28 protein-coding genes are annotated in these 26457 nt (G+C 72.3%); 4 read left to right on the forward strand and 24 right to left on the reverse strand.

All coding sequences use genetic code 11. The annotated features are described in order from the left end of the window. Positions 1-152: 152 nt before the first annotated feature. The 5 genes from I4I82_RS08030 to ehuB all read right to left on the reverse strand — a co-directional run bounded on the left by I4I82_RS08030 (position 153) and on the right by ehuB (position 4640). Positions 153-1397: an HNH endonuclease signature motif containing protein gene (locus I4I82_RS08030; RefSeq protein WP_218595603.1), complete on the reverse strand. Its 1245-nt coding sequence runs from the start codon at positions 1395-1397 to the stop codon at positions 153-155. 232 nt (positions 1398-1629) lie between these two features. After that, complete coding sequence (locus I4I82_RS08035) at positions 1630-2361, reverse strand: amino acid ABC transporter ATP-binding protein (protein WP_218589788.1); 732 nt, start codon at positions 2359-2361, stop codon at positions 1630-1632. A 4-nt stretch (positions 2362-2365) separates the two neighbouring features. After that, a complete protein-coding gene (gene ehuD / locus I4I82_RS08040; RefSeq protein ID WP_218589787.1) occupies positions 2366-3028 on the reverse strand; it encodes an ectoine/hydroxyectoine ABC transporter permease subunit EhuD in 663 nt (220 codons plus the stop codon). After that, entirely contained in the window at positions 3025-3729 is a 705-nt protein-coding gene (gene ehuC, locus I4I82_RS08045; protein ID WP_218589786.1) for an ectoine/hydroxyectoine ABC transporter permease subunit EhuC, read from the reverse strand. The genes ehuD and ehuC overlap by 4 nt, the downstream gene beginning before the upstream one ends. Further along, positions 3729-4640, reverse strand: coding sequence for an ectoine/hydroxyectoine ABC transporter substrate-binding protein EhuB (gene ehuB, locus I4I82_RS08050; protein WP_218589785.1), 912 nt, complete (start codon positions 4638-4640; stop codon positions 3729-3731). Before ehuB ends, ehuC begins: the two co-directional genes overlap by 1 nt. Before the next feature lie 125 nt (positions 4641-4765). Here ehuB and I4I82_RS08055 point away from each other — a divergent pair, with 125 nt between their 5' ends. Next, positions 4766-5854, forward strand: a complete 1089-nt coding sequence (locus I4I82_RS08055; RefSeq protein WP_218589784.1) for a hypothetical protein — start codon at positions 4766-4768, stop codon at positions 5852-5854. Here the strand turns inward: I4I82_RS08055 and I4I82_RS08060 are convergent, their stop codons facing one another. After that, positions 5855-7849, reverse strand: coding sequence for an ethylmalonyl-CoA mutase (locus tag I4I82_RS08060; RefSeq protein ID WP_218589783.1), 1995 nt, complete (start codon positions 7847-7849; stop codon positions 5855-5857). Positions 7850-7962: 113 nt separating this feature from the next. On the opposite strand from I4I82_RS08060, the gene I4I82_RS08065 reads away from it, so the two are divergent. Further along, complete coding sequence (locus I4I82_RS08065) at positions 7963-8283, forward strand: hypothetical protein (protein ID WP_218589782.1); 321 nt, start codon at positions 7963-7965, stop codon at positions 8281-8283. 15 nt (positions 8284-8298) lie between these two features. Here I4I82_RS08065 and I4I82_RS08070 read toward each other — a convergent pair whose 3' ends face one another. Then, a complete protein-coding gene (locus tag I4I82_RS08070) occupies positions 8299-9120 on the reverse strand; it encodes a DUF1206 domain-containing protein (RefSeq protein WP_218589781.1) in 822 nt (273 codons plus the stop codon). 39 nt (positions 9121-9159) lie between these two features. Beyond that, positions 9160-10428, reverse strand: coding sequence for a UDP-N-acetylglucosamine 1-carboxyvinyltransferase (gene murA / locus I4I82_RS08075; RefSeq protein WP_218589780.1), 1269 nt, complete (start codon positions 10426-10428; stop codon positions 9160-9162). 45 nt (positions 10429-10473) lie between these two features. On the opposite strand from murA, the gene I4I82_RS08080 reads away from it, so the two are divergent. Next, entirely contained in the window at positions 10474-11055 is a 582-nt protein-coding gene (locus tag I4I82_RS08080; protein WP_218589779.1) for a cob(I)yrinic acid a,c-diamide adenosyltransferase, read from the forward strand. A gap of 30 nt (positions 11056-11085) precedes the next feature. On the opposite strand, the gene I4I82_RS08085 is transcribed toward I4I82_RS08080, so the two are convergent. The 13 genes from I4I82_RS08085 to I4I82_RS08145 form a co-directional block, all read right to left on the reverse strand. Next, complete coding sequence (locus I4I82_RS08085; protein WP_218589778.1) at positions 11086-11544, reverse strand: DUF2550 domain-containing protein; 459 nt, start codon at positions 11542-11544, stop codon at positions 11086-11088. 10 nt (positions 11545-11554) lie between these two features. Further along, the gene (locus tag I4I82_RS08090) at positions 11555-11932 is read right to left on the reverse strand and encodes a F0F1 ATP synthase subunit epsilon (RefSeq protein WP_218589777.1); all 378 of its coding nucleotides are present in this window, start codon (positions 11930-11932) and stop codon (positions 11555-11557) included. Between the two features lie 5 nt (positions 11933-11937). Then, positions 11938-13371, reverse strand: a complete 1434-nt coding sequence (gene atpD, locus I4I82_RS08095; protein ID WP_218589776.1) for a F0F1 ATP synthase subunit beta — start codon at positions 13369-13371, stop codon at positions 11938-11940. After that, positions 13371-14393 (reverse strand): F0F1 ATP synthase subunit gamma, encoded by a 1023-nt coding sequence (locus tag I4I82_RS08100; RefSeq protein WP_218589775.1) that lies wholly within the window; start codon positions 14391-14393, stop codon positions 13371-13373. The genes atpD and I4I82_RS08100 overlap by 1 nt, the downstream gene beginning before the upstream one ends. A gap of 8 nt (positions 14394-14401) precedes the next feature. Beyond that, complete coding sequence (gene atpA, locus I4I82_RS08105) at positions 14402-16051, reverse strand: F0F1 ATP synthase subunit alpha (RefSeq protein WP_218589774.1); 1650 nt, start codon at positions 16049-16051, stop codon at positions 14402-14404. A 36-nt stretch (positions 16052-16087) separates the two neighbouring features. Next, positions 16088-16918, reverse strand: a complete 831-nt coding sequence (locus I4I82_RS08110) for a F0F1 ATP synthase subunit delta (RefSeq protein WP_218589773.1) — start codon at positions 16916-16918, stop codon at positions 16088-16090. Then, complete coding sequence (locus tag I4I82_RS08115; protein WP_218589791.1) at positions 16918-17460, reverse strand: F0F1 ATP synthase subunit B; 543 nt, start codon at positions 17458-17460, stop codon at positions 16918-16920. The genes I4I82_RS08110 and I4I82_RS08115 overlap by 1 nt, the downstream gene beginning before the upstream one ends. Positions 17461-17521: 61 nt before the next feature. Further along, positions 17522-17797 (reverse strand): ATP synthase subunit C-like protein, encoded by a 276-nt coding sequence (locus I4I82_RS08120; protein WP_172158754.1) that lies wholly within the window; start codon positions 17795-17797, stop codon positions 17522-17524. A 67-nt stretch (positions 17798-17864) separates the two neighbouring features. Then, the gene (gene atpB / locus I4I82_RS08125; protein WP_218589772.1) at positions 17865-18638 is read right to left on the reverse strand and encodes a F0F1 ATP synthase subunit A; all 774 of its coding nucleotides are present in this window, start codon (positions 18636-18638) and stop codon (positions 17865-17867) included. 187 nt (positions 18639-18825) lie between these two features. Further along, positions 18826-19371 carry a Cg1360 family ATP-synthase-associated protein gene (locus I4I82_RS08130; RefSeq protein WP_218589771.1) on the reverse strand — a complete coding sequence of 182 codons (546 nt, stop codon included), beginning with the start codon at positions 19369-19371 and terminating at the stop codon, positions 18826-18828. Beyond that, positions 19368-20507, reverse strand: coding sequence for an MraY family glycosyltransferase (locus tag I4I82_RS08135; protein ID WP_226369938.1), 1140 nt, complete (start codon positions 20505-20507; stop codon positions 19368-19370). The genes I4I82_RS08130 and I4I82_RS08135 overlap by 4 nt, the downstream gene beginning before the upstream one ends. A gap of 13 nt (positions 20508-20520) precedes the next feature. Then, positions 20521-21801 carry a serine hydroxymethyltransferase gene (gene glyA / locus I4I82_RS08140; protein ID WP_218589770.1) on the reverse strand — a complete coding sequence of 427 codons (1281 nt, stop codon included), beginning with the start codon at positions 21799-21801 and terminating at the stop codon, positions 20521-20523. A gap of 21 nt (positions 21802-21822) precedes the next feature. After that, positions 21823-22773 (reverse strand): NAD-dependent epimerase/dehydratase family protein, encoded by a 951-nt coding sequence (locus I4I82_RS08145; protein WP_218589769.1) that lies wholly within the window; start codon positions 22771-22773, stop codon positions 21823-21825. A 106-nt stretch (positions 22774-22879) separates the two neighbouring features. Between I4I82_RS08145 and I4I82_RS08150 the strand changes: the two genes are divergently transcribed. Further along, positions 22880-23698 carry a TetR/AcrR family transcriptional regulator gene (locus I4I82_RS08150; RefSeq protein WP_218589768.1) on the forward strand — a complete coding sequence of 273 codons (819 nt, stop codon included), beginning with the start codon at positions 22880-22882 and terminating at the stop codon, positions 23696-23698. A gap of 76 nt (positions 23699-23774) precedes the next feature. On the opposite strand, the gene I4I82_RS08155 is transcribed toward I4I82_RS08150, so the two are convergent. Genes I4I82_RS08155 through prfA form a run of 3 tightly spaced genes read right to left on the reverse strand, consistent with a single transcriptional unit; the run spans position 23775 to position 26378 of the window. Beyond that, the gene (locus I4I82_RS08155; protein WP_218589767.1) at positions 23775-24422 is read right to left on the reverse strand and encodes an L-threonylcarbamoyladenylate synthase; all 648 of its coding nucleotides are present in this window, start codon (positions 24420-24422) and stop codon (positions 23775-23777) included. 31 nt (positions 24423-24453) lie between these two features. After that, positions 24454-25317, reverse strand: coding sequence for a peptide chain release factor N(5)-glutamine methyltransferase (gene prmC, locus I4I82_RS08160; RefSeq protein WP_218589766.1), 864 nt, complete (start codon positions 25315-25317; stop codon positions 24454-24456). After that, positions 25314-26378 carry a peptide chain release factor 1 gene (gene prfA, locus I4I82_RS08165; protein WP_218589765.1) on the reverse strand — a complete coding sequence of 355 codons (1065 nt, stop codon included), beginning with the start codon at positions 26376-26378 and terminating at the stop codon, positions 25314-25316. The genes prmC and prfA overlap by 4 nt, the downstream gene beginning before the upstream one ends. Positions 26379-26457: the final 79 nt, after the last annotated feature.

A 26457-nucleotide genomic window follows, 5' to 3' on the forward strand; every position in this document is an offset into this window, starting at 1 on the left:
CGGTGATCAAGGACCGGCGGACCGGGGGCGGAGGCGGGGCAAGCGGGCCGGGTTCGGGACGCGCGGGCGTCATGATCGCCAGGAGTGGTGCGATGCGGTCATCGGTGACCGCATCGCACCATTCTTGGTGATCTTGGCTCGGGTTCAGGCCGCTACGAGGTGGGCGAGGACCTTGCGCCGGGGTGTTCGACTCGGGTCGATCCACTTCGGTGGCAGGAACTCCGGGAGGCCGTCGCGGATCCGACGTGCCGGTCGGTGTGGTGGATCTGGCGGTGATGCGCTCTGCAGAGCATCGCCAGGTTGTCGAGTCGGGTGGGTCCGCCGTGTTCCCAGTGGTGGATGTGGTGGATCTCGGACCAGGAGGGTGGGCGGTCGCAGCCGGGGTGGGCGCAGCCGCGGTCTCTGGCGGTGACCGCGCGGCGCAGGCCGTCGGGGATGGTGCGGGTGGCCCGTCCGACGTCGAGGGGCTGGCCTGCGCCGTTCATCACCACGGGAATCACGCCGGCGTCGCAGGCCAGGGTGCGCAGCGCGGCGGGCGTCGACGTCCCGCCGAACTCGAGCATCGCGGAGCGGGCGCGGCGCTCGAGGTCCTCGAGCCGCACGATGACGGTCAACACGGGTCGGCGGCCACCGGTGTCGGGCAGGTCGCCGTGGTCGAGGACGTGCCCGCAGATGTCGGCGAGTGCTTCGGCCTGCCGCTGCGGCGCCGGTCGGTCGTCGTCGGCGGTGAGCGGGGCGGCCTTGGCGTCGATGACCGCGGCGATGGCGTCGTAGAGGGCGGGGTCCTGGAACCGGCCCTTGATCGACCCTCCGCACGCGTGGCGGGTCAAGCGCAGTTCGTTCACCGGGGCCGGAGTGAAGTCGGGTTCGGCGCCGTCCTGGTCGAGCAGGGCGACGAGCGCCGTTCCCAGGGTCTGGAGTTCCGAGGGGTTGAGGCGGGTGGCGTCGGTGGCGAGCTGGGCTTCGACCCCGGCCCACTGCTCGGGCGACAGACGGCCGGCCGCGTCGGTGGACAGCACCCGCCCGATCACGTCGACGTGCCGCAGCGCGATCTCCCCCGCACCGAACGCGGCTGCGGCAGAAGGCAGCCGGGCGGGCAGCGGCGTCCCGTCGAGGGTGGTCCGGGTGTGCACGTCGGCAGCCACGGAGGCGCGACGCCGGGCCTCGACGTAGTCCCATCCCATGAGATCGCAGAGGTGTGCGCGGGCGGCGGACCGGTAGCCGCGGGTCAGAAAGGCGCCCTGGTCGTCCAATCCAGCGATGGCGGAAGTGGAGATCGCATCCACCCGCCGGGCAACGCTCTCGCACAGCCTCACCAGCGCGAGGAGCTCGGCCTCGGACCCGGTGGCAGCGACGGAAGCCAGCTCGTCGAGCGCAGCGTCGAGAACCGGACTCATGCCCTGACCTTACTAGAACATGTGTTCGATAGACAGCGTTTGACGTTCGCAAAAAGGACCACAAGCCAGTCCCAGCAATCAGAACGGGAACCGTTCTGCGCCCGGGTCCGGAGGCCATCGGGACCACGACGGCGGCCGACCCGGTACACGTCCTCAACGCAGCGGAACCACGGCTCCGGCCGCACACACAAAGCAAACTCCCCGAGCAGAAACGGCAAACTCGCCGGGGGGGTCAGCGGTTCAGGACCGCCTTGAGGAACTCCTGCGTCCGCGGCTGGGTCGGGGCCGTGAACAGGGTCGAAGGCGGCCCGTCCTCCACGATCCGCCCCTTGTCGAACATCATGACCCGGTCCGAGAAGTCCCGGGCGAACCCCATCTCGTGCGTGACGCACAGGATCGTGATGTCGGTCGACGACCCGATGTCCCGCAGCAGGGCGAGCACCCCGGCCACCAGCTCCGGATCCAGCGCCGACGTCACCTCGTCCAGCAGCAGCACGTCCGGCCGCATCGCCAGGGCCCGCGCGATCGCCACCCGCTGCTGCTGCCCGCCCGACAACCGGGACGGGTGCTCGTCGATCTTCTCCCCCAGCCCGACGAGGTCCAGCAACTCGGCGGCACGGCCGTTGGCCTCGTCCTTCGACAGCCCCAGCACCCGCGTCGGCGCCTCGATGAGGTTGCCGCGCACCGTCATGTTCGGGAACAGGTTGAACTGCTGGAACACCATCCCGATCCGCCGGCGCACCTCGCGGGAGCGCTTCTCGTCGCCGGTGAGCTCCTGCCCCGCGACACGGATGGTCCCGGACGTCACCGTCTCCAGGCACATCAGCAGCCGCAGGATCGTGGTCTTCCCCGATCCCGACGGCCCGATCAGCGTGACGTGCTCCCCCGGTGCGACGGAGAAGTCGAGCTCGGAGAGCACGACGGTGTCGCCGAAGCGCTTCTCGACGCCGTCGAACACGATCATGGGCTCAGAGGGTCCCGGCACCGGCACGGCGCTCCAATCTCCGCACCGCGAGCGCGGCCGGGTAGCTCAGCAGCAGGAACAGCAGTCCGGCCAGCGTGTACGCCTCGACGTAGCGGAACGACACCCCGCCGACCTCGCGCGCCTGCCCGACGATCTCCAGCACGCTGATCCCGATCAGCAGCGGGGTCTCCTTGAACATCGAGATGACGTAGTTGCCCAGCGCGGGCAGCACCCGCGGGATCGCCTGGGGCAGCACGACGCCGGTCCACACCCGCGAACGCGGCAGGCTCAGCGCGGCCGCAGCCTCCCACTGCCCGACGGGGACGGCGTCGATGCCGGCGCGGTAGATGTCGGCGGTGTAGGTGGCGTAGTGCACGCCCAGCGCGATGACGCCGACCGCGAGCGTCGACAGCAGGATCCCGAAGTCGGGCAGCACGAAGTACAGGAAGAAGATCTGCACGAGCAGCGGCGTGCTCCGGACGAACTCGACGAACCCGCGCACGACGATCGCGAGCAGCCGCGGCCCGCGCAGCGCGAGCGCGAGCACCAGCCCGAGGCTGAACGCGACGAGCGAGCCGAGCAGCGTGATCTGCAGCGTCAGGACCAGGCCGGACAGCAGGTCGGGGAGGATCGAGAACGCGAACCCCCAGTCCCAGACGGGATTCACGCGACACCCGCCGTGCTCAGGCGGCTGCGCTTGGGCGGGCGCCTGCCGAGGCGCCGCGCGCCCACCCGCTCCAGCGCCCGCATCACGCCGGTGATCACCAGCGAGAGCAGCAGGTAGATCACCAGGACGACGATCCAGATGACGAGGTCCTGCGACCCGAAGTTGGGGATGAGCCGCTGCTGGGTGATGCCGGTGATGTCGAGAACCGACACGAACGACAGCAGCGCGGTGCTCTTGAGCAGCTGGATGAACAGCGTGTTGAACGGCGGCAGCATCTCCACCACCGCTTGGGGCAGCACGACCCGCCGCATCCGCTGGGCGGGCGTCAGCGAGAGCGCCATCGCCCCCTCGATCTGCGCGCGCGGCACCGACTGCACCGCCCCGCGCACGATCTCCGCCCCGTACGCGCCGTGGTTGAGCCCCAGCACGAGGATGCCGGCCCAGATCGGCACGATCTGGAAGCCGACGAGCAGCGGCAGCGCGAAGAACACCCAGAACAGCTGCACGACCTCCGACGTCCCCCGCAGCCCCTCGACGTAGATCCGCGCGACCACCCGCACCGCCCGCGAGCCCGACAGCAGGGCCAGCCCCGCGACGAAGGACAACACGATCGTCAGCGCGATGCCGCCGACCGTCGCACCGACCGTGACGGGCAGCCCCTGCAGGATCACCCGCAGGAACAGCCCGACGTCATCGGTCATCAGGCGGAGCAGAGCTGCTCGGTGGTGAGCCCCTCCGCCGGCAGGTTGGCCTCGGAGAACCCGAACGGCGACGCGATCTCCACCCAGCGCCCGCTCTGCTGCAGCGCGAGCAGCTCGGTGTCGAACGCCTCGCGCAGCGCGGTGTCGCCGGTGCGGAACACGAACCCGCCTGCCGACACCACCGGCTGCCCGTCGACGACGGGGTCGAAACTCTCGGTGACCTCGACGGGCGCGCCCGGGTTGAGCGTGCCGGTGAGCCAGCGCAGCGAGATGTCGGTGAGCGCGGCGCACGCGACGCGACCGTCGGTGACGGCCTGCAGCAGCGCGTTCTGCGAGTCGAACGCCTGGATGTCGGTGACGCCCGCGGTCTCGGCGTAGCCCTGCTCGACCGCGGCGCTCAGCACCGCGATGCCCAGGCCCTGCGCGGCGACGTCCTCGAACGTCGCGATGCCCTGCGGGTTGCCCGCCGGCACCAGGAACGCCGTCTTCGCCGAGTAGTCCGGCACGGAGAACGCCGCCTGGCCGCAGCGCTCGGGCGTGATGTTCATGCCCGCGCAGACCATGTCGTAGTTCCCCGCGTTGAGCGACGGGATGAGCGCGCTGAACTCCGGCACCTGCGTGGCCACCACCTCGCCGATGCCCAGCGCCGACAGCACCGCACGGGCGACCTCGGGCGCCTCACCGGTGGTCTCGCCCTCGGGCGTGGTGAAGCCGTAGGGCTGCTCCCCCGCGATGCCGATCCGGATGCTGCCTGCGCTGCGCGCGGCCTCCAGGGCGTTGCTGCCCGGTGCACCCGGTGGCGGCGTGGCCGCGGTGCAGGCCGACAGCAGGGCTGGACCGCCGAGGGCCACCGCCCCGGCCACGGCTCCGCGACGCAGGAAATCACGACGGCTCCACGTTCGGTCGGTCATACCCGGACCTCCTCCGGACGACGATGACGACGGCAGCCGAAGGTAGGCGACCTGCGGCGCGTCTGCTGGGCGCGTTACGGGACTGCAACGCGGCGCCCGGCGACGACGCAGGGCAGTATCGGCTCATGCGCATCGCCGGGCTGCCCGTGTGGGGCCCCTCCGACATGATCACGGCCACCCGTGCCGTCCTCGGGTGGACCGACGAGGCGGTGGGGGTGGTCGCCGCCCTCCCCGGCCGCGTCGACGGCCTGCTCGGCGACGTGGAGGCGCTGGTCGGGCGCATCTCGACGATCGCGGGCTCGGTCGAGCAGCTCCTCGGACGCGCCGACGGGGTCGTCGGGGAGATCGAGGGCGTGCTCGTCTCGGCACGGCGCGCCGTCACCGACATCGACGCCGTCGTCCGCGACGCCGACGGCATGGTGCGCAAGGTCGACCCGCTGCTCGGCGAGGTCCGCGAGGTCGCCGGGAAGGCGGCGGGCCTGGTCGCCGACGCGGGCGAGGTCGCCACCGGTGCCGCGCACCTGATCACCCGGGCCGACGGGGTCGCGGGCGACGCCGCCCAGCTCGTCGCGCACGCGGGCACCGTCGCCGACGACGCCTCCGGGCTCGTGGGCCGGGCCGGCACCGTCGCCGGGCAGGCCGCCGACCTCGTCGGCCGGGCGGACACCGTGGCCGGGCAGGCCGCGGAGCTCGTCGGCCGGGCGGACACCGTGGCCGGGCAGGCCGCGGAGCTCGTCGGCCGGGCCGACGGCGTCGCGGGGAAGGCGGCCGAGCTCGTCGACCGCGCCGACGTCGTCGCGCAGGACGCGTCGGGCCTGGTCGGGCGAGCCGGCGGGGTCGCCGACGACGCGAGCGGGCTGATCACCAGGGCCGACGGCCTCAGCGACGGCGCGATGCAGATCCTCGAGCTCTACCGGCCGCTCGCCACGAAGGCCGCGCCGCTCGCGCAGCGCTTCGTCGAGGACTTCACCGAGGCCGAGCTGCAGGCCGCGATCAAGCTGATCGACCACCTCCCGCAGCTCACGCTGCACCTCGAGGAGGACATCATGCCGATCCTGACCACGCTCGACCGCGTCGGTCCCGACGTCCACGAGCTGCTCGACGTGCTCCAGGACGTCCGCCACGCCATCCAGGGCGTGCCCGGCTTCAAGATGTTCCGCCGCCGCGGTGAGGAGCGGGAGCGGGAGGAGCGCGAGGACGCCGAGGTCCGCTAGTCAGCCCACCCCGTGGGCGCCCCGCACCAGCGTGACGATCTCGTCCATCATCTCGGTGAGCTTGTAGTCCTTGGGCGTGAAGACCGCGGCCACGCCCTTCGCCTTCAGCTCGGCGGCGTCGTCGGGCGGGATGATCCCGCCGACGATCACCGGGACGTCGTCGGCCCCGGCCGCCCGCAGCCCCTCGACGACGGCGGGCACGACCTCCAGGTGCGAGCCCGACAGGATCGACAGCCCGACGACGTGCACGCCCTCCTGGACCGCGGCCGACACGATCTGCGCGGGTGTGAGCCGGATGCCCTGGTAGACCACCTCGAAGCCGACGTCGCGGGCGCGCACGGCCACCTGCTCGGCGCCGTTGGAGTGCCCGTCGAGCCCGGGCTTGCCCACGAGCATCCGCAGCCGCGAGCCGATGTCCTGCCCGGCCTGCCTGACGCGCTCGCGCACCTCGGCGATCTCGACGGCCGCCTCGCCCCCGGAGACGGCGGCCGACACCCCGGTCGGGGCCCGGAACTCGCCGAACACCTCGCGCAGCACCCCTGCCCACTCCCCGGTCGTGACGCCGGCCTTCGCGCAGGCGATCGAGGCGTCCATCAGGTTGGTGTCGGTCTTGGCCGCGTCACGCAGCGCGTCCAGCGCCGACTCGACGACGGCGGCGTCCCGGTCGGCGCGCCACGCCCGGATGGCCTCGACGGCGGCGGCCTCGGTGGCCGGGTCGACGGTCTCGATCGCGGCCGCGCCCTCGGCCTGCAGCGGCGACGGCTCGGTGGTGTCGAACTTGTTGACCCCGACGACGACGTGCTCGCCGGACTCCATCAGGCGCCGCCGCTCCGACAGCGAGGACACGAGCTGGCCCTTCATGTACCCGGACTCGACGGCGGCCACGGCCCCGCCCATCTCCTGGACGCGGTCGATCTCGGCGCGCGCGCCCGCGACGAGGTCCGCCACCTTCGCCTCGACGACGACGGAGCCGGTGAACAGGTCCTCGTACTCGAGCAGGTCGGTCTCGTAGGCGAGGACCTGCTGCATGCGCAGCGCCCACTGCTGGTCCCACGGCCGGGGCAGGCCCAGCGCCTCGTTCCACGCGGGGAGCTGGATGGCGCGCGCCCGCGCGTCCTTCGACAGCGTGACGGCGAGCATCTCCAGCACGATCCGCTGGACGTTGTTCTCCGGCTGCGCCTCGGTGAGCCCCAGCGAGTTGACCTGCACGCCGTAGCGCAGGCGCCGCTTCTTCGGGTCCTCGACGCCGTAGCGCTGCTCGGTGATCTCGTCCCAGAGCTGCCCGAGGGCGCGCATCTTGCACATCTCCTCGACGAACCGGAGCCCGGCGTTGACGAAGAACGAGATGCGCGCAACCACGTCCGGGAACTTCTCGGGCGGCACCTGGCCCGAGTCGCGCACGGAGTCGAGCACCGCGATCGCGGTCGACAGCGCGTACGCGAGCTCCTGCGCGGGCGTGGCCCCGGCCTCCTGCAGGTGGTAGCTGCAGATGTTGATCGGGTTCCACTTCGGGATCTCGGCCACCGACCACGCCACCATGTCGGTGATCAGCCGCATGCTCGGTGCGGGCGGGAACACGTAGGTCCCGCGCGAGAGGTACTCCTTGACGATGTCGTTCTGCGTGGTGCCGGCGAGCGTCGCACGGGGCGCGTCGTGCTCGTCGGCGACGGCGACGTAGAGCGCCAGCAGGTACATCGCGGGCGCGTTGATGGTCATCGAGGTGTTGGCCTCGGCCATCGGGATCCCGTCGAACAGCGCGCGCATGTCGCCGATGTGGCTGACCGGGACGCCGACCTTGCCCACCTCGCCCTTGGCGAGCTCGTCGTCGGGGTCGTAACCGGTCTGCGTCGGCAGGTCGAAGGCCACCGACAGCCCGGTCTGGCCCTTGGCGAGGTTGCGCCGGTAGAGCTCGTTGGACTTGCGCGCCGAGGAGTGACCGGCGTAGGTGCGGATCACCCAGGGACGGTCACGCTCACGGTCGGTCGGGTACGGCACCGGACACCTCCGCCACGTTGGTTCGGGTGATCGTACTGTCGCCTAGCGCTCACACCCGGCCCGCACGACGGTCGTCACATGCGCGGATCGATCCAGCGGGTGAAGATGGAGGCATGGCCGACCAGGCGACGCGCTTCTTCGCCCTCTTCGGTGGGCTGATCATGATGGGGGTCATGGCGCTGGCCCTGCGGTGGACGTTCGGCACCGGGAAGGACCAGCCCGGCCCGCGCATCCCCGACCCCGACGACCCCACCGGCGACGGGCTGCTCGAGGAGGTCTCCCGCGTGTCCACCGAGACCGCCGCGCAGGTCCTGCGGGGGCGGCTGGTGGCCGCCGGGATCCGCGCGACGGTCGGTCGCACGCCCGACGGCTACCGGCTGCTGGTGTTCCCGCAGGACCTGGTCGACGCGAAGCTCGTGCTGTCGGGGCGCTAGCCCGGACGGCGTGGCTCAGACCCGGTGGTAGCGGGCGTCGAAGAAGCAGAAGACGCCGTAGGCCACGAGTCCGATCGCGACCGCGATCAGCAGGTAGGGGCCGTAGGGCTGGGCCGCGAGGCCCTTCAGCGCGGCGTCCAGCCCGGTCGCCTCGTCGGGGCGGCGCTGGATCGCGGCGACGGCCAGCAGGATGCCGATCAGGCCGATCGCCACGCCCTTGGCCATGTTGCCGACCTGCCCGACGCGCTCCAGCACGCGCCGCGCGCGGTGGTCCGACGGTGCCGACATGTCCTCGAGGAACTTCTTCTTGTAGCCCTCGTACACCTTCACGACGCCGACGACGAGCACGACGACGCCGGCCAGCCCGACCAGCCACTGCCCGCCGGGGAGCCCGAACACCCCCGCGGTGGCCTGCTGCTGGCCGCCACCGCCGCCCCCGCCGCCCGACGCCGTGCGCCCGGCCAGGAGGGCCAGCACGACGAAGATGACGGCCTTGACCGCACTCGTGACCTTCTTGCGGATCAGCTTCGTGCGGTCGGACTCGTAGGAGAAGCCCCAGATCGCCTGCTCCAGGCGCCACAGCGCGGCGGCGACGAAGCCGACCGTCAGCAGCCAGAGCAGGACCTGACCGAACGGCTGCTGCGCCAGCGCCTGGAAGGCCCCGGACTGGTCGGCCTGCTCGCCGCCCTGGCCGAACGCGACCTGCAGGGCGAGGCCGCCGATGATGAGGTGGGTGATGCCGTAGGCGAGGATGCCGCCCCGGGCGGCGATCTTGAGGGGCCTGCTGTTCGCGGCCTGGCGGGCCGAGGCGTTCGCCGATCGAGCTGCGCTGGTCATCCGCGGGTGTACCCGATCGGGTGACACCTCACACGCGCCTCACGCGTCGGGTTCTCCCGCGACGCGGGAGATCCCCGCACCCAGCCAGCCGAGGTTCTCGACGAAGCGCGGGTAGCCGCGGTCGATGTGGTCGACGTCCCAGACGGCCGTGCGGCCCTCCGCGCACAGACCGGCCAGCACGAGCCCCGCGCCGGCGCGGATGTCGCTCGCCCACACCGGCGCGCTCGACAGCCGCTCCACCCCGCGGACGACGGCGTGGTGGCCGTCGGTGCGGGCGTCGGCGCCCAGGCGCACCATCTCGTCGACGAACCGGAAGCGCGCCTCGAACACGTTCTCGGTGATCATCGACGTACCGTCGGCCACCGCGGACAGCGCGATCGCCATGGGCTGCAGGTCGGTCGGGAATCCCGGGTAGGGCAGCGTCACGAAGTCGACGGCCCGGGGCCGCCCGTCCATCGCGACGGTGAACCCGTCGGGGCCGATGTCGGTGGTGGCGCCCGCGCTGCGCAGCTTGTCGAGGACGAGGTCGATGTGGTGCGGGTCGACGCCGCGGACGGTGACCTCGCCGCGCGTCATCACCGCCGCGAACGCCCACGTCGCCCCGACGATCCGGTCGCCGATCACGCGGTGCTGCGTGGGCTCCAGCCCGGTGACGCCGTGCACGGTGAGCGTCGAGCTGCCGACGCCGTCGATCTTGGCGCCCATCTGCTGCAGCATCCGGCAGAGGTCGACCATCTCCGGCTCGCGCGCCGCGTTGTCGATGACGGTGGTGCCCTCGGCCAGCACCGCGGCCATGAGGATGTTCTCGGTGGCCCCGACGCTGGGGAAGTCGAGCCAGATCTGCGCGCCCCGCAGCGTCTCGGCCGAGGCGACGACGCGCCCGTGCGCGATCTCGGTGGTGGCGCCGAGCTTGCGCAGCCCGGCCTGGTGCATGTCGAGGGGCCGCGAGCCGATGGCGTCGCCGCCGGGCAGCGGCACGACCGCGCGGCGGCAGCGGGCCACCAGCGGGCCCAGCACGCACACCGAGGCGCGCAGCTTCGACACCGACCGGTAGTCGGCCTCCGCGCTCGGGTTCGCGGGCACGTCGATCGTCACCGTGCCGTGGTCGACGGTGACCGCGCAGCCCAGGCTGCGCAGCACGTCGGCCATCAGCGGCACGTCGAGGATCTCGGGGCAGTTCGTGAGCGTCGTCGTGCCCTCGGCCAGCAGCGCCGCCGCCATGAGCTTCAGCACGCTGTTCTTGGCGCCCACCACGTCGACGGTGCCCTGCAGGCGCGCGCCGCCGTCCACCGCGAAATGCTCAGCCACGAGCGACGACGGTAGCCGCCCCGCCATCCCGGCTAGATTCGACCCATGGCCGTGCACCTGACGAGGATCTACACCAAGACCGGCGACGACGGGACCACGGGACTCGGCGACTTCAGCCGCGTCCGCAAGACCGACGTCCGCCTCGCCGCCTACGCCGACACCGACGAGGCCAACGCGGCCATCGGCGTCGCCGTCACGGTCGGGGGGCTGTCCGATGCGCTGCTGGTGCCGCTGGCGCAGGTCCAGAACGACCTGTTCGACGTGGGCGCCGACCTGTGCTCGCCGATCGTGGAGGACCCGGAGTACCCGCCCCTGCGCGTCACCGAGGAGTACGTGACGCGCCTGGAGGGCTGGTGCGACGAGTTCAACGAGGACCTGCCCAAGCTGGCCTCGTTCATCCTCCCCGGCGGCACCCCGGGCGCGGCGTACCTGCACGTCGCCCGCACCGTGACCCGGCGGGCCGAGCGGACGGTGTGGGCCCTGCTCGACGACGACCCGGAGCGCACGAACCCGCTCACCGCGCAGTACCTCAACCGCCTGTCGGACCTGCTGTTCATCCTCGGGCGCGCCGCCAACCCCGACGGCGACGTGCTGTGGCAGCCGGGCGGGCCGCAGGCGGGGGGCTGAACGGCGGGCTGAGGGGCCGGCTGCCGGGCCTCAGGAGGCCTGGCGGTACCCGGTGCTCCGCCCGGGCGGAGCGGCCTCCAGCCAGGCCAGGAAGCCCATGAGGACCCCTGGGGTCATCGCCAGCTCCACGTCGACGCCGTGGCTGCGGCAGCGCAGCACGGCCGCCGTCGACGGCATCACGTAGGCCTCGGCGTCGGCCGGCAGCCGCCGGTCGACGATCTCGAGCTGGTTGCGGTCGAGCTGGAGCGACGCGCCGGGGCGGAACGAGGTGAGCCGGAACCAGGCCAGCTCGTCACCGCGGTAGCGGGCCACCCCGGAGTGCCAGCCGGCGGAGGCGTCGCGGGAGGCGAACCGGGAGACGCCTGCGGGGCGGCGGCGCAGATTGAGATCCACGCCACCGCCCCGCATGAGGCGCACTCGCCGGAAGGCGAGGTATCCGAGGCACAGGCACGCGGCGATCAGGACGATGCCGAGCGCCGTGGCCGCCATGGTCTCCCCGCTACTCGCCCGCGGCCTGCAGGCGCGCCTCGGCCCACGCGGCGTCGGCCGCGCCCTGGGGGTCCGAGGTGTCGGCCTTGTCGCGGGCGGCGCGCGCCCCCGCGACGTCGATCTCATCGGCCAGCTCGGCGAACTCCGCCAGCACCGTCACGTTCTCGGCGGTGATGTGCAGGAAGCCGCCGCGCACGGCCAGCGTGGTGGACGTGCCGTCGGTGCCGTCGACGCGCACGACGCCGGCGTCCTCGAGCTGCGCCAGCGTGGCCTCGTGGCCGGGCAGGACGCCGATCTCGCCGACCGTGGTGCGGGCCTTGAGGAAGGTGGCCTGTCCGGACCAGATCTTCCGCTCGACCGCGACCAGGTCGACCGTCATCTCAGCCATCCGGATCAGCCCTCGAGCTTCTTCTTGTTCTTCTCGAGGTCCTCGATGCCGCCGCAGAGGAAGAACGCCTGCTCGGGGTAGTCGTCGAACTCACCCTTGGCGATCTTGTCGAAGGCCTCGATGGTCTCCTTGAGCGGGACCGTCGAACCCTTCTGCTGCGTGAACTGCTCGGCGACGAGCAGGTTCTGCGACAGGAAGCGCTCGATGCGGCGGGCCCGGCCCACGAGCTGCCGGTCCTCCTCGGACAGCTCGTCGATACCGAGGATCGCGATGATGTCCTGCAGGTCCTGGTACTTCTGCAGGATCCGCTTGACCTCGTTGGCGACCCGGAAGTGCTCGTTGCCGACGTACTGCGGGTCGAGGATCCGCGAGGTGGACGTCAGCGGGTCGACCGCCGGGTAGATGCCCTTCTGCGAGATGGGGCGGGAGAGCTCCGTCGTCGCGTCCAGGTGGGCGAAGGTCGTGGCCGGCGCGGGGTCGGTGTAGTCGTCCGCGGGCACGTAGATCGCCTGCATCGAGGTGATCGAGCGGCCACGCGTCGAGGTGATGCGCTCCTGCAGCTCGCCCATCTCGTCGGCCAGGGTGGGCTGGTACCCCACCGCGGACGGCATGCGGCCGAGCAGCGTGGAGACCTCGGACCCGGCCTGCGTGAACCGGAAGATGTTGTCGATGAACAGCAGCACGTCCTGGCTGAGCTCGTCGCGGAAGTACTCCGCCATCGTCAGCGCGGACAGGGCGACGCGCATGCGCGTGCCCGGCGGCTCGTCCATCTGACCGAACACCAGCGCGGTGTTCTGGATGACGCCGGACTCGGTCATCTCCGTGATGAGGTCGTTGCCCTCACGGGTGCGCTCGCCGACACCGGCGAACACCGAGGTGCCACCGAAGTTCAGCGCGACGCGCTGGATCATCTCCTGGATCAGCACCGTCTTGCCGACGCCGGCACCGCCGAACAGGCCGATCTTGCCGCCGACGACGTACGGGGTCATCAGGTCCAGGACCTTGATGCCGGTCTCCAGCATCTCGGTCTTGCCCTCGAGCTGGTCGAAGTTCGGCGCCTTGCGGTGGATGCCCCACAGGTCGCCGGTGATCTCGAGATCGGGCTCGTCCAGGCACTCGCCGAGCGCGTTGAACACGTGCCCCTTGACCTGGTCGCCGACCGGCACCGAGATCGGACGGCCGAGGTCGGTGACCGTCTGGCCGCGGACCACGCCGTCGGTGGGCTGCATGGAGATCGTGCGGACGAGGTTGTCGCCGAGGTGCTGGGCGATCTCCAGCGTCAGCGTCTTCGCGAGGTCGCCGAACGCGACCTCGACGGTGAGGGCGCTGTAGAGCTCGGGCACCTCGTTGCGGGGGAACTCGACGTCGACGACCGGGCCGGTGACCCGGACGACCCGGCCGGTCCTGGTGCCGGTGGGGGCGTCAGCGGTGGCGGTCATCAGCTCTCACTTCCTGTGCTCACGAGAGCGTCGGCGCCACCGACGATCTCACTGATCTCCTGGGTGATCTGGGCCTGACGGGCCTGGTTCGACTGCAGCGTCAGGGTACGGATCAGATCGTTGGCGTTGTCGGTGGCGGCCTTCATGGCCCGCTGCCGGTTCGCCGACTCGGATGCGGCCGACTCCAGCAGCGCGGCGAACAGCCGCGCGCCGATGTACTTCGGCAGCAGCGCGTCGAACAGCGCCTCCGCGTTCGGCTCGAACTCGTAGAGGGGCTGCATCTTCTTCTCGTCGCCGCCGGCGGCCTGCGGAGTGCCGCCGCCCGCCGCCGCACCGATCGGCTCGTCCGCCGCGATGCGGTCGGTCTCGCTGCCGGTGTACTCGACCTCCATGGGCGCCATCCGCCGCGCCTGCGGCGTCTGCGTGACCATGTTGTTGAACTGGGTGTACACGAGGTGCAGCTCGTCGACGCCGCGCACTCCGTCGTCGCCGGCCTCCCGCTCACCGTCGGTGTCGACGGTGTCGTCGGAGCCCGCCATGAACGACGCCACGAGGGTGCGCGCCACCTCGGCGGCGTTCTCGTAGTCCGGCTGCTCGGAGAACCCGGTCCACGACTGCTCGACCGGGCGCCGGCGGAACCGGTAGTAGTTCACGCCCTTGCGGCCGATGACGTAGAGCACCGGCTCCTTGCCCTGCTCGCGCAGGAGCGACTGGAGCTGCTCGGCCTCCTTGAGCACGCCGGCGTTGTAGCCGCCGGCCTGGCCGCGGTCGCTGGTGACGACCAGCACCGCGGCCCGGGAGGGGTTCTCCCGCTCGACGAGCAGCGGGTGGTCGAGCGCGGAGTTGCTGGCCAGCTCGGAGAGCACGGCCGTCATCTGCTCGGCGTAGGGCTTGGACTCCTCGACCCGGGCCCGGGCCTTGACGATCCGGGAGGTCGCGATCAGCTCCATCGCGCGGGTGATCTTCTTGATGGACTGCGTCGACTTGATCCGCCGCCGCAGCACACGGATCTGCGCTGCCATGGGTTACCTCAGCTCTTGGCCGGAGCGGGCTTGTTGACCTTGACCGACTCGCGGTCGACGTCGTCCTCGTCCAGCGCCTCGGCGTCCTTCTCCTTCGGCACCACCGACGAGCCGTCGGTCGCGGTGAAGTTCTCCTTGAAGGAGTTCACCGCGGTGGCGATGCGGTCGGCGAGCTCGTCGGACATCTTCTTCTCGTCGCGGATCTCGGCGAGGATGCCCTCCTCGTTGCGCCGCACGTGGTCGAGGAACTCGGACTCGAAGCGCTGGATGTCGGCCACGGGGACCGAGTCGAGGTAGCCGCGGGTGCCGAGCAGGATCGAGACGACCTGCTCCTCGACGGGCTGGGGCGCGTACTGCCCCTGCTTGAGCAGCTCCACCAGGCGGCTTCCGCGGCCCAGCGTGGCGGCCGAGGCGGCGTCGAGGTCGGAGCCGAAGGCGGCGAACGCCTCGAGCTCGCGGTACTGCGACAGGTCCAGGCGCAGCGAGCCCGAGACCGTCTTCATGGCCTTGATCTGCGCGTCGCCGCCGACCCGGGAGACCGAGATGCCGACGTTGATCGCCGGCCGGACGCCCTGGTTGAACAGGTCGGACTCCAGGAACACCTGGCCGTCGGTGATGGAGATGACGTTGGTCGGGATGTAGGCCGAGACGTCACCCGCCTTGGTCTCGATGATCGGGAGGCCGGTCATCGAGCCGGCGCCCTTCTCGTCGGACAGCTTGGCGCAGCGCTCGAGCAGGCGGGAGTGCAGGTAGAAGACGTCGCCGGGGTAGGCCTCGCGGCCCGGCGGGCGGCGCAGCAGCAGCGAGATGGCGCGGTAGGCCTCGGCCTGCTTGGACAGGTCGTCGAAGATGATGAGGACGTGCTTGCCCTCGTACATCCAGTGCTGGCCGATGGCCGAGCCGGTGTAGGGCGCGAGCCACTTGAAGCCGGCCGGGTCGTTGGCGGGGGACGCGACGATGGTCGTGTACTCCAGCGCGCCCGCCTCCTCCAGCGACTGCCGGATGCCGGCGATCGTGGAGCCCTTCTGGCCGATGGCGACGTAGATGCAGCGGACCTGCTGCTTCGGGTCGCCGCTCTCCCAGTTCTGCTTCTGGTTGATGATCGTGTCGACGCAGACCGCGGTCTTGCCGGTCTTGCGGTCACCGATGATCAGCTGGCGCTGGCCGCGGCCGATCGGCGTCATGGCGTCGATCGCCTTGATGCCCGTCTGCAGCGGCTCGCTGACGCCCTGGCGGTCCATGACGCCCGCGGCCTGGAGCTCCAGCACGCGCTGGGTCTCCGCCTCGATGTCGCCGAGCCCGTCGATCGGGTTGCCCAGGGGGTCGACGACCCGGCCCAGGAAGTTGTCGCCGACCGGCACCGAGAGGATGTTGCCGGTGCGCTTGACCGGCTGGCCCTCCTCGATCCCGGCGTAGTCACCGAGGATGACCGCGCCGATCTCGCGCTGGTCGAGGTTCAGTGCGACACCCAGCACGCCGCCGCCGAACTCCAGGAGCTCGTTGGTCATCGCCGAGGGCAGGCCCTCGACGTGGGCGATGCCGTCACCGGTGTCGGATACGTGGCCCACCTCGTCGCGGGACGTACCGGTCTCCAGCGACGAGACGTAGCTGGAGATCGCGCTCCGGATCTCCTCCGGGGAGATCGTCAGCTCTGTCATGGCTGTCGTCTGTCCTTATCTCTGTAAGAAGGGGTGTCAGCTCGGGAGGTGGCGGCCGGCCGCGGCGAGCCGGCCCGCGACGCTGCCGTCGATGACCTCTCCGCCGACCTCGACGACCAGGCCACCGAGCAGGGATTCGTCCAGCTCGACCTGCAGCGACATCGGACGCCCGTAGAGGCGCGTGAGCGAGTCGGCGAGGCGGCGCTCCTGCTCGTCGGTGAGCGCGACGGCGGTGGAGACCCGGGCGACGTACCGGTCGCGCCGGGCGGCGGCCAGCTCCGCCAGCTCCTCGGCCGCGAGGTCGAGGTGCCGGCCCCGCGGGATGCGGACGGTCTGGCGCAGCAGTGCGGCGGTGACCGGGGAGACCCGGTCCCCCAGGACGGTGTCGAGCAGCGCGGCGCGCTTCTCCTCCGGCTGCCCCGTGTCGGAGAGCAGCGTCTTGAGCTCGGGCTCGCGGTCGAGGATGCGACCGAAGCGGAAGAGCTGGTCCTCGACGTCGTCGAGGCCGCCCTCCTTCTCCGCGACGGCGAGCGTGGCCCGCCGCGCGATGGTCTCCAGCGCCTCGACGAGGTCGGACGCCTTGGACCAGCGCGAGCCGACCAGGCCGTCGACGACCCCGAGGGTCGTCTCCCCCACCTGCGTGCCCACGACGTCGCGCAGCAGGCCCGTGCGGGCCTCCTCGGGGACGGCGGGGTCGCCCAGCGCCCGGCGCAGCGCCGTCTGCGCCACGACCAGCCGTGTGATCGCGAACAGCTCGTCGCCGAGCGTCGAGAGGTCGCGGGCGGAGGAGGAGTCGACGATCGCGTCGAGCCGGTCGCCCGCCGCGCGCAGGGACTCCCGGCTCGCGGCCTGGAGGACCACGGCCATCAGCTCGCTCCGGTGGTCTGCCGGGGCGCCATGCCGTCGAGCTCGGCGAGGAAGGAGTCGACCGTGCCGCGGCGGGCCTCGGTGTCGGCCAGCTCGGTGCCGATCAGCCGGGACGCGAGCTGGACGGACAGGCCGCCGATCTCGCCCCGGAGTTGGCGCACGGCCTGCTCGCGGGACGCGGCGATCTGCTCCTCGCCGCGCTGCTTGATCCGCGCGGCCTCCTCCTCGGCCTGGGCGCGCAGCTCGGCCTTGATCTGCGTGCCCTCCGCGCGGGCGTCGTCGCGGATGCGGGCGGCCTCGGCGCGGAGCCCGGCGATCTGCTCCTCGTACTCGGCCTTCAGCCGCTCGGCCTGCTCCTGGGCCTCCTGGGCGCGCTTGATGCCGCCCTCGATGGCGTCGGTGCGCTCCGCGTACATCGCCTCGAAGCGCGGCACGGCGTACTTGTTGAGCACGAAGAGCAGGATGGCGAAGGCGACGATGCCGACGATCAGCTCACCGGGCAGCGGAAGGACCGGGAGCGGCTCCTCGGCGGCGAGGATCACAGTGTCCACCGTGTTTCCTTTCTACGGAGCGGCTCGGCAGGTGCGGCCGCGGTGAGCGGGATCAGCCGGCCGACGCGATGAAGAAGACGACCAGGCCGATCAGGGCGAGCAGCTCGACGAGGACGAAGGTGGTCCACGCGATGCCCATCAGGGTGCCGCGGGCCTCGGGCTGGCGGGCCGTGCCGCTGATGACGGCGGCCCAGATCATGCCCACGCCGATGGCCGCGCCGATGGCGCTGGTGCCGTAACCGATGGCCGCGAGGCCCGGGTTGATGTTCACGGCCTCGGCGGCCTGGGCGAGGACGATGTCGGTGCTCACGTTCGGTGTTCCTTCCATTGGGTCCGCCCGGGGAGCGGATCGTTCGTGGGGGGAGCCTGCCGGCCCGTGGGGGCCGCCGGGTGGGTCAGTGTTCCGTGGAGACCGCCGCGCCGATGTAGACCGCGGCGAGCAGCGCGAACACGTACGCCTGGATGGACATGACCAGCACCTCGAGGAAGGTGAAGGCGATGGCCGCGACGAACGCGAACGGTGCGGCCACGACCAGCGCGCTCCCGGAGAACAGCAGGAACTCGCCACCGACGACGGCCAGCACCAGGATCAGGTGCCCCGCGAACATGGCGGCGAAGACTCGGAGGGCCAGCGACAGCGGCTGGAAGATGAACTTCGTGAACAGCTCGATGACCACGATCAGCGGCGCCACGAAGATCGGGACGCCCGGCGGCAGCGCCGCGTGCTTGATGTAGCCGACGAAACCGTGCTTGCGGAAGCCCGCGTAGTGGTACGTGACGTACACGAACAGCGCGAGCGCGATCGGGAAGCCGATGCGCGACATGGAGGGGAACTGGATGACCGGGATGATCCCGAACAGGTTGTTCACCAGCACGAAGCTGAACAGGCCCAGCACCAACGGGATGAACGGCTTGAACTCCGCCCCGCCGATCTGGTCGCGGGCCATGGTGTTGCGCGCGAGGCCGTAGATCGTCTCGGCCGCGAACTGCGACCGGCTCGGCACGAGCGTCAGCTTGCGCGTGGCGAACGTGAAGTACGCGATCACGATCACCGCGGCGAGGACGACCTGGACGATCGGCTTCGTGACCTCCCCGAAGATGGGGGGGTAGATGAAGGTGCCGACGCCCGGTGGCGTGAACTCCTCGGCCGCCAGTACGAACTCGCCCAATGGGGATCCTTCCGGTGCTCCCGGCCTCGACGGAGGCTGTTCGGGAGATCGCCATGACCTGCGGTGTGCCGCGGTCCCGCGGTGTCATCACCGCGTTTCGCTCACGTTGCGCACATTATCAGCCGGTCGGCGCCGCTCCGACGGCCCTACCTCGCACGTCACCAGCGGCGACGCACCCGCGAGTGGATCACGGGGAGGTCTCGGGCCGCACGGGGCCCGGGGACGTCCCACCGCCCGTCCCGTCGGCCGCCTCCGCCGACGACCCGGACATACCGGTCGGTGAACCGCTGGTCGCGGGCATGATCTCCGGGACGACGAGCAGCGTGCGCAAGCGGTACCCCGCCCACCCCTCGGCCGCGGTTGTGGCGAGCAGACCCACGATCGTCGCCACCGCGAGCGACATCCGGTGCACGCCCGGTACCGACGCGAGGCCGAACAGGGCGATCAGCAGGAAGATCATCTTCTGCACGAAGCCACCCAGTGAGGCCATCATCACAGCCTTCGGCTCCTTGCCGGCCGTGCGGTGCATGAGCCACAGCGTGAACAGCGCGGCCAGCAGCGCGAGCGCGATGCCCGCGAACGCGCTGACCGCGCCCTGCGGCCCGACCAGCGCGCCGGCGACGACGACCGTCGGGACGCCGACGACGGCGGTGGCCACGAGCACCCCGCGGCGCATGGACGAGGCCAGCGCGAGCAGTGTCTGCTCCTGGCCCTCGGGGAGGGTGCGGATCACCGGGTGGTCCTCGCTCTCGGTACGGACGAGGCGAGCACGGCCACGACGAGGCCGACCCCCACCGCCCACAGGACGACGAACGGGTCGTCGATCAGCGCCAGCGCCACGGCGCCGAACGCGAGCACGCCCGCCCAGAGGTAGATCAGGAGCACCGCGCGGCGCTGGCTGTGCCCGATCTCCAGCAGCCGGTGGTGCAGGTGCATCTTGTCCGGCGCGAACGGGCTGCGCCCCGCCCGGGTGCGCCGCACGACGGCCATCAGCAGGTCCAGCACCGGGATGAACACGACCGCGGCGAGCACGATCAGCGGCGCGAACAGCGCCAGCAGGTCGCCGCCGGTGGTGACGTCGGTGAGCCGCCCGGACGCCATCGTGGTGGCCGCGGCGAGCAGCAGGCCGATGAGCATGGAGCCGGAGTCGCCCATGAAGATGCGCGCGGGGTTGAAGTTGTGCGGCAGGAACCCCAGGCACGCGCCCGCCAGCACGAACGCGATGAGCGCCGGCGTGAAGACGAACGGATCGTTGCCGTTGCGCAGCACCAGGCCCATCGTGAACAGCGCGGTGGCGCCCGCGGCGATGAGCCCGATCCCGGCGGCGAGCCCGTCGAGGCCGTCGACGAAGTTCATGGCGTTCACCAGCGCGACGGTGAGCAGCACCGTGAGCAGCACGCCCTGCTCGCGCCCCAGCCCGACCTGGCCGCCGAGGAACACGTCCGGCAGCACGGTCCACTGCACGCCGAACAGCGTCATGACGCCCGCCGCGGTGGTCTGGCCGGCGAGCTTGGTGAGCGCGTCGAGCTCGTAGCGGTCGTCGAGCGCGCCGACCAGCACGAGGATCAGCGAGGCCAGCACGACCCCGACCATCTCCTCGGAGTACGCGAACGCCAGGCGCATCGCCGGGAGCTGGTAGGCCATCGCGACCCCGGCCAGCACCCCGGCGAGCATCGCGAGGCCACCCCAGCGGGCCGTCGGCGTGACGTGCACGTCGCGGCCCCGGGGCCAGGCCACCGCGCCCACCTGCAGCGCGAGCACCCGCACCGGCCCGACCAGCAGGAACGTGACGACCGCGGCCGTCGTCCCGGCGAGCAGGTACTCCTTGATCGGGAGGATCTGCGCCGGGAGTCCCTGGGCGAGCAGCACGGTGGGGGTGGGGTCAGGGGCGCGGGTAGGCGGGCGCCCGGGCCACGAGCGCGCCCACGCCCTCGGCGACCGAGGCGAGCTCGGCGTCACCGGCCGGCGTGCCGTGCTCGGCCTTGATCGCCCGGGCGAGCAGCGACCCGACCTCGGCCATGTCGGCCTCGGTCATGCCCTGCGTCGTGAGGCTCGGCGAGCCGACGCGCACGCCCGAGGGCTTGAGCGGCGGCGCCGGGTCGTAGGGGATGGCGTTCTTGTTGAGCGTGATGCGCGCGGCGTCGCAGCGGGTCTCGGCGTCGGCGCCGGTGACGCTGATCGGCCGCAGGTCGATGAGCGCGAGGTGCGTGTCGGTGCCGCCGGACGTGGCGCGCATCCCCTCGGCCTCGAGGCTCTTCGCGAGCGCCTGGGCGTTGGCGACGACCTGGCGTGCGTAGGTCTGGTAGGCGGGCTGCGCCGCCTCCTTCATCGCCACGGCCTTGGCGGCGACGGCGTGCATGAGCGGGCCGCCCTGGGAGAACGGGAAGACGGCCTTGTCGAGCGCCTTCGCGTGCTCGGCCTTCGACAGCAGCATGCCGCCGCGCGGGCCGCGCAGGACCTTGTGCGTGGTGGCGGAGACGACGTCGGCGTAGGGCACCGGCGACGGGATCGCCTGGCCCGCGACCAGGCCGATGAAGTGCGCCGCGTCGACCCACAGGATCGCGCCGACCTCGTCGCAGATCTCGCGGAAGGCCTTGAAGTCGATGAGCCGCGGGTACGCCGTGGCGCCGGCGATGATCATCTTGGGCCGGTGCCGGCGGGCGAGGTCGCGGACCTCGTCGTAGTCGATCAGCTCGGTGTCCTGGCGGACCGAGTAGCTGATGTTGTCGAACCACTTGCCCGAGAAGCTCACCTTGGACCCGTGGGTGAGGTGGCCGCCCTGCTTGAGGTCCATCGCGAGCACCGTGTCGCCGGGCACGGTGAACGCGCCGTAGACGGCGAAGTTGGCCGAGGCGCCCGAGTGCGGCTGCAGGTTGGCGTGCTCGGCGCCGAACAGCTCGCGCGTGCGCGCGTTGCCGATCTCCTCGGCCTGGTCGACGACCTCGCAGCCGCCGTAGTACCGCTTGCCGGGGTAGCCCTCGGCGTACTTGTTCGACAGCGTGGATCCCAGGGCCGCGAGCACCGCGGGGCTGGTGAGGTTCTCGCTCGCGATGAGCTGGAGGCCGCCGCGCAGGCGCTCCAGCTCGGCGAGCACCACTCCCGCGATCTCGGGGTCCTGCTGCTGCAGTGCGTCGAAGTCCGGGCCCCAGAACGGTGTCGTCACGGCGCCCACGGTACCCGCCGCTCAGGCCGCCGCCCGCGCCTGCTCCCGCCACCAGTCGACGGTCGCGGCGAGGCCCTCCTCGAGCGGGGTGGGCGCCAGCCCGAAGGTGCGCTGCGCCGCCGAGGAGTCGAGGACGAACGGCTCCGCGAACTGGTACCGCACCTCCGCGAGCTCCCGCAGGAACGGCACGGCGAGCCCGCCCAGGCGCACGGCGAACGCCGGGAGCACCTGGACCGGCCGCTCGGGCACGCCCGCCGTCCGCGCGATCCGGGCGAGCATCGCGTTCACCGGCAGCGCCGGCCCGGTCGGCACGTGCCACGCCCGGCCCCACGCGCGCTCGTCGGCGGCCAGCACCGCGAGCGTCGTCACGACGTCGCCGACGTAGGTCCACGCGTGCGGGGCGTCCGGGTCGCCCTGCACCAGGCGCGGCCGCTTGCCGGCGAGGAGGCGGGGCACGGCGTACTCCGCCAGGTGGCCGGTGGTGCGCAGGCCCGGGCCGTAGAAGTCCGACGCCCGCGCCTCGGTCATCCGGATCCGGCCCGCCTCGTGCAGGGCGAGCGCGTCGGCCCACATCCGGTTGCGGATCGCACCCTTCGTGCCGGGCGCCGACCTCGGCGGGGTCTCCTCGGTCATCGGGCCGTCGACGGGGCCGTAGCCGTAGAGGCTCGACATCGTCGTGAGGACGGCGCCGGAGCGCTCGGCGGCCAGGAGCAGGGCGGCCGCGAGCGGCGGCCAGTCGGCGGCCCAGCGGTGGTAGGGCGGGTTGGCGCAGTTGTAGAGCGCGACGGCGCCCGTCGTCAGCTCAGCCAGCCGGGCGCCGTCCGAGGCGTCGGCCGCGACCCGCTCGATGCGCTCCCCCACCGGGCCGGACCCGCTGCGGGAGACGATGCGGACGTCGTGGCCCTGCCCGGCGAGGTGCTGCGCGAGCCCGTTCCCGATCGTGCCGGCGCCGACGATCACGTGCTGTGCCATGGGATCCTCCTGATTGCGTGAGCACCGCTCTCTATTCCGCACACTGTTCACGTCCAGGTGCTCCTCGTCAAGAGCACTGCTCTCGTTCCTGTGCGACACTCCCCCGGTGACCGCCACCGGAACCCGCGCCCGCGTCCGCGCCGAGCTCACCCGCGAGATCACCGAGGCGGCGCGCCGGCACCTCGCCACCGGCGGGGCGGGGGCGCTGTCGCTGCGGGCCGTCGCGCGCGAGCTGGGGATGGCGTCGTCGGCGGTCTACCGGTACTTCCCCAGCCGCGACGACCTGCTCACCGCCCTGATCGTCGAGGCCTACGACGCCCTGGGCGCGGCCGCGGAGCAGGCCGACGCCTCCTGCGAGCCGCGCGACCTGCGCGCCCGCTGGCACGCCGTCTGCCGCTCGGCCCGGGAGTGGGCGCTCGCGCACCCGCACGAGTACGCGCTGGTCTACGGCTCCCCCGTCCCCGGCTACGCGGCCCCCCGGACCACGATCGGCCCGGCGTCGCGGGTGGGCGAGGTGCTGTGCCGGCTCGTCGCCGACGGCCTCGCCGCCGGCGACGTCCCCGTGCCGCAGGGCGGCGGCGACGCGGTGCTGGCCCCCCGCGTCGCGGAGCGGGTCGGCCTGCCCGCGGGCGACTCCGGCTCCTCGCTGGCCGCCCGCTCGATCCTGGCCTGGACCAGCGTGTTCGGCATGATCAGCTTCGAGCTGTTCGGCCACACGCACAACGTGGTGGCCGACCACGAGCGGTTCTTCGCCGACGGTGCCGACCACCTGGCCGACCTCCTCGGCCTCCCCGACGGGGGTGAGGGCGGCCCAGCGCCCTCCGGGCGACCACCACGGCGCACTCCCGCCGATCACCGACCGGCGGTCACCCGGCATCCCTCGATCAGCGAGAACGCGACACCACGGTCGCCACGGCGACCCTGACGTCACACTCCTGACGATCACCGAGCCCACACAGAACCGACCACGGCCCGGCGGCCGGGCGAGTCCGGCGTCCCGATCAGGCCGTCAGGACCTTCCGCCCCAGCACCTCGCGCACCTGGTCGATGGTCACCGCGCCCTGGCGCAGGACCAGGGGCTCGTCGCCGGTGAGGTCGACGATGGTGCTCGCGACGGGGTCGCCGGAGTCGCCGCCGTCGAGGTAGACCGGCACCTTCTCCCCCAGCTGCTCCAGCGCCCCGCCGACGGTGGCGGGGGCGGGCGAGCCGGAGATGTTGGCGCTGGAGACGGCCATCGGGCCGACGTCGCGCAGCAGCTCCAGGGCCACCGGGTGCAGCGGCATGCGCAGCATCACGGTGCCCTTGGTGGAGCCCAGGTCCCAGGACAGCGAGGGGGCGTGCGGCAGGACCAGCGACAGACCGCCCGGCCAGAACGCCTCGATGAGCTGGCGCGCGGTGCGCGGGACGCCGAGGACGAGGCCGTCGATCGTGGACCAGGAGCCCACGAGCACCGGCACCGGCATGTCCGGGCCGCGGTTCTTCGCCTTCAGCAGGGAGCGCACGGCCGTGGCGGCGAACGCGTCGCAGCCCAGGCCGTAGACGGTGTCGGTGGGGAGCACGACCAGGCGCCCGGCGCGGACGGCTCGGGCGGCGGCGGCGAGGCCGTCACGGCGGGCGTCGGCGTCGGCGCAGTCGTAGGTGGGAGGCACGGCGCGAGCCTACGAGGGGCGGTCCGCGGCCTCAGGCGCGGGCGTCGACCCGGCGGGCGGTGGCGAAGCGCGGACGGCCGTTGAGGTCGGTGTGCTCGGTGACGTCGGTGAGCACGCGGCGGCGGCGCAGCAGGGCGGGCACGGCCTCGCCGTGGGTGTCGTCGTGCTCGATCGCGAGGTGGCCGCCGTAGCGCAGCAGGCCCGCCGACGTGGCGATCACCGCGCGGATGATCTCCAGGCCGTCCGGCCCGCCGAACACGGCACCGGGCGGGTCCCACTCGGTGACCTCGGGCGGCAGCTCCGTGTCGTCGGGGACGTAGGGCGGGTTGCACAGCACCAGGTCGACGTGGGACTCCAGGTCGAGCAGCAGGTCGCTCCACCGCACGTCGCCGGCGTGCAGTGTGACCGTGCCGCCGTGCGCGGCGATGTTGTGCCGCGCCCACACCAGCGCGCCCGGGTCGGCCTCGACGGCGTGCACCCGCGCGTCCGGCCGACTCGCCGCCACGGCCAGCGCCAGCGCGCCGGTGCCCGTGCACAGGTCGACGACCAGCGGCGACGTGACGCCCACGATCGCGCGGAGCCCCCACTCCAGCAGCAGCTCGGTCTCCGGGCGCGGGGTGAACACGCCCGGCCCGACGGCCACCGCGACCGGCCCCAGCACCGCGGTGCCCAGCAGGTGCTGCAGCGGCTCGCGGGCGGCCCGGCGGACGACGAGCTGCCGCAGCGCCTCCACCACCGGCGGGTCGACGAGCGGGTGCATCATCAGCCGCCCGCGCTCGACGCCGACGACGTGTGCGGCGAGGAGCTCCGCGTCGACCCGGGGCGAGGACACCCCCGCGGCGGCCAGCAGCCGTTCGGCCTCGGCGATGGCCAGTCGCAGCGGCTGACGGCTCACGAGCTCAGCTGCTCCGCGCGGTCGGCCGCCGTGAGCGCGGTGAGCAGGTCGTCGAGCTCCCCGTCGAGCACCGTGCTCAGGTTGTGCGCCTTGTAGCCCACGCGGTGGTCGGAGATGCGGTTCTCCGGGAAGTTGTAGGTGCGGATGCGCTCCGAGCGGTCGACGGTGCGCACCTGCGACTTCCGCTCCGCCGACGCCTCCTCGGCCAGCGCGGCCTCGTGCTGGGCCTGCAGCCGCGAGCGGAGCACCTCCATCGCGCGGGCGCGGTTCTGCAGCTGGCTGCGCTCGTTCTGGCAGCTCACGACGATGCCGCTGGGCAGGTGCGTGATGCGCACGGCCGAGTCGGTGGTGTTGACGCTCTGGCCGCCGTGCCCCGAGGAGCGGAAGACGTCGACGCGCAGGTCCTTCTCGTCGATCTCGACGTCGGCGTCCTCGCCGGTGTCGGGGTACACGAGCACGCCGGCCGCGGAGGTGTGGATGCGGCCCTGCGACTCCGTGACCGGCACGCGCTGCACGCGGTGCACGCCGCCCTCGAACTTCAACGCGCTCCACACGCCGTCGGGCTCGGGGGTGCGCGCGCGCAGGATCAGCGTGATGTCCTTGTAGCCGCCCAGGTCGGAGACGGTGGCGTCGAGCACCTCGGTCTTCCAGCCGCGCTTCTCGGCGTAGCGGGTGTACATGCGGACGAGGTCGCCCGCGAACAGCGCCGACTCCTCGCCGCCCTCCCCCGACTTGACCTCCATGACGACGTCGTCGCCGTCGTGCGGGTCGCGCGGCACGAGCAGCTCGGCCAGGCGCGTCTCCAGCGCGGGGAGGCGGGCCGCGATCTCGTCGGCCTCGGCGGCGAAGGACGGCTCGTCGGCCGCCAGCTCGCGGGCGGCGGCGAGGTCGTCACGCGCGGCGTCGAGCGCGCGGGCGGCGGTGACCACGGGGCCCAGCTCGGCGTAGCGGCGGCCCAGCTTGCGGGCCAGCGCGGCGTCGGCGTGGATCGACGGGTCCGCGAGGCGCAGCTCCAGCTCGGCGTGCTCGGCGAGCAGCGCGTCGACGGCCGGTGCCGGCATCGTCGCCTCCCTCTCTGGCTCGGTCCCTCGTGACATGCGAACGGCGCCCACCCGGATCGGGTGGGCGCCGTCGGCGGAG

The sequence above is a fragment of the Pseudonocardia oceani genome, from assembly GCF_019263585.2.
Taxonomy (GTDB): Bacteria; Actinomycetota; Actinomycetes; order Mycobacteriales; family Pseudonocardiaceae; genus Pseudonocardia; species Pseudonocardia oceani.

Bases quoted from the DNA above. Each gene is read 5' to 3' on its own strand.
- I4I82_RS08030 (WP_218595603.1), bottom strand. From the start codon at position 1,397: ATGAGTCCGGTTCTCGACGCTGCGCTCGACGAGCTGGCTTCCGTCGCT.
- I4I82_RS08035 (WP_218589788.1), bottom strand. From the start codon at position 2,361: ATGATCGTGTTCGACGGCGTCGAGAAGCGCTTCGGCGACACCGTCGTG.
- ehuC (WP_218589786.1), bottom strand. From the start codon at position 3,729: ATGACCGATGACGTCGGGCTGTTCCTGCGGGTGATCCTGCAGGGGCTG.
- ehuB (WP_218589785.1), bottom strand. From the start codon at position 4,640: ATGACCGACCGAACGTGGAGCCGTCGTGATTTCCTGCGTCGCGGAGCC.
- I4I82_RS08055 (WP_218589784.1), top strand. From the start codon at position 4,766: ATGCGCATCGCCGGGCTGCCCGTGTGGGGCCCCTCCGACATGATCACG.
- I4I82_RS08065 (WP_218589782.1), top strand. From the start codon at position 7,963: ATGGCCGACCAGGCGACGCGCTTCTTCGCCCTCTTCGGTGGGCTGATC.
- I4I82_RS08070 (WP_218589781.1), bottom strand. From the start codon at position 9,120: ATGACCAGCGCAGCTCGATCGGCGAACGCCTCGGCCCGCCAGGCCGCG.
- I4I82_RS08080 (WP_218589779.1), top strand. From the start codon at position 10,474: ATGGCCGTGCACCTGACGAGGATCTACACCAAGACCGGCGACGACGGG.
- I4I82_RS08085 (WP_218589778.1), bottom strand. From the start codon at position 11,544: ATGGCGGCCACGGCGCTCGGCATCGTCCTGATCGCCGCGTGCCTGTGC.
- I4I82_RS08090 (WP_218589777.1), bottom strand. From the start codon at position 11,932: ATGGCTGAGATGACGGTCGACCTGGTCGCGGTCGAGCGGAAGATCTGG.
- atpD (WP_218589776.1), bottom strand. From the start codon at position 13,371: ATGACCGCCACCGCTGACGCCCCCACCGGCACCAGGACCGGCCGGGTC.
- I4I82_RS08100 (WP_218589775.1), bottom strand. From the start codon at position 14,393: ATGGCAGCGCAGATCCGTGTGCTGCGGCGGCGGATCAAGTCGACGCAG.
- atpA (WP_218589774.1), bottom strand. From the start codon at position 16,051: ATGACAGAGCTGACGATCTCCCCGGAGGAGATCCGGAGCGCGATCTCC.
- I4I82_RS08110 (WP_218589773.1), bottom strand. From the start codon at position 16,918: ATGGCCGTGGTCCTCCAGGCCGCGAGCCGGGAGTCCCTGCGCGCGGCG.
- I4I82_RS08120 (WP_172158754.1), bottom strand. From the start codon at position 17,797: ATGGAAGGAACACCGAACGTGAGCACCGACATCGTCCTCGCCCAGGCC.
- I4I82_RS08145 (WP_218589769.1), bottom strand. From the start codon at position 22,773: ATGGCACAGCACGTGATCGTCGGCGCCGGCACGATCGGGAACGGGCTC.
- prfA (WP_218589765.1), bottom strand. From the start codon at position 26,378: ATGCCGGCACCGGCCGTCGACGCGCTGCTCGCCGAGCACGCCGAGCTG.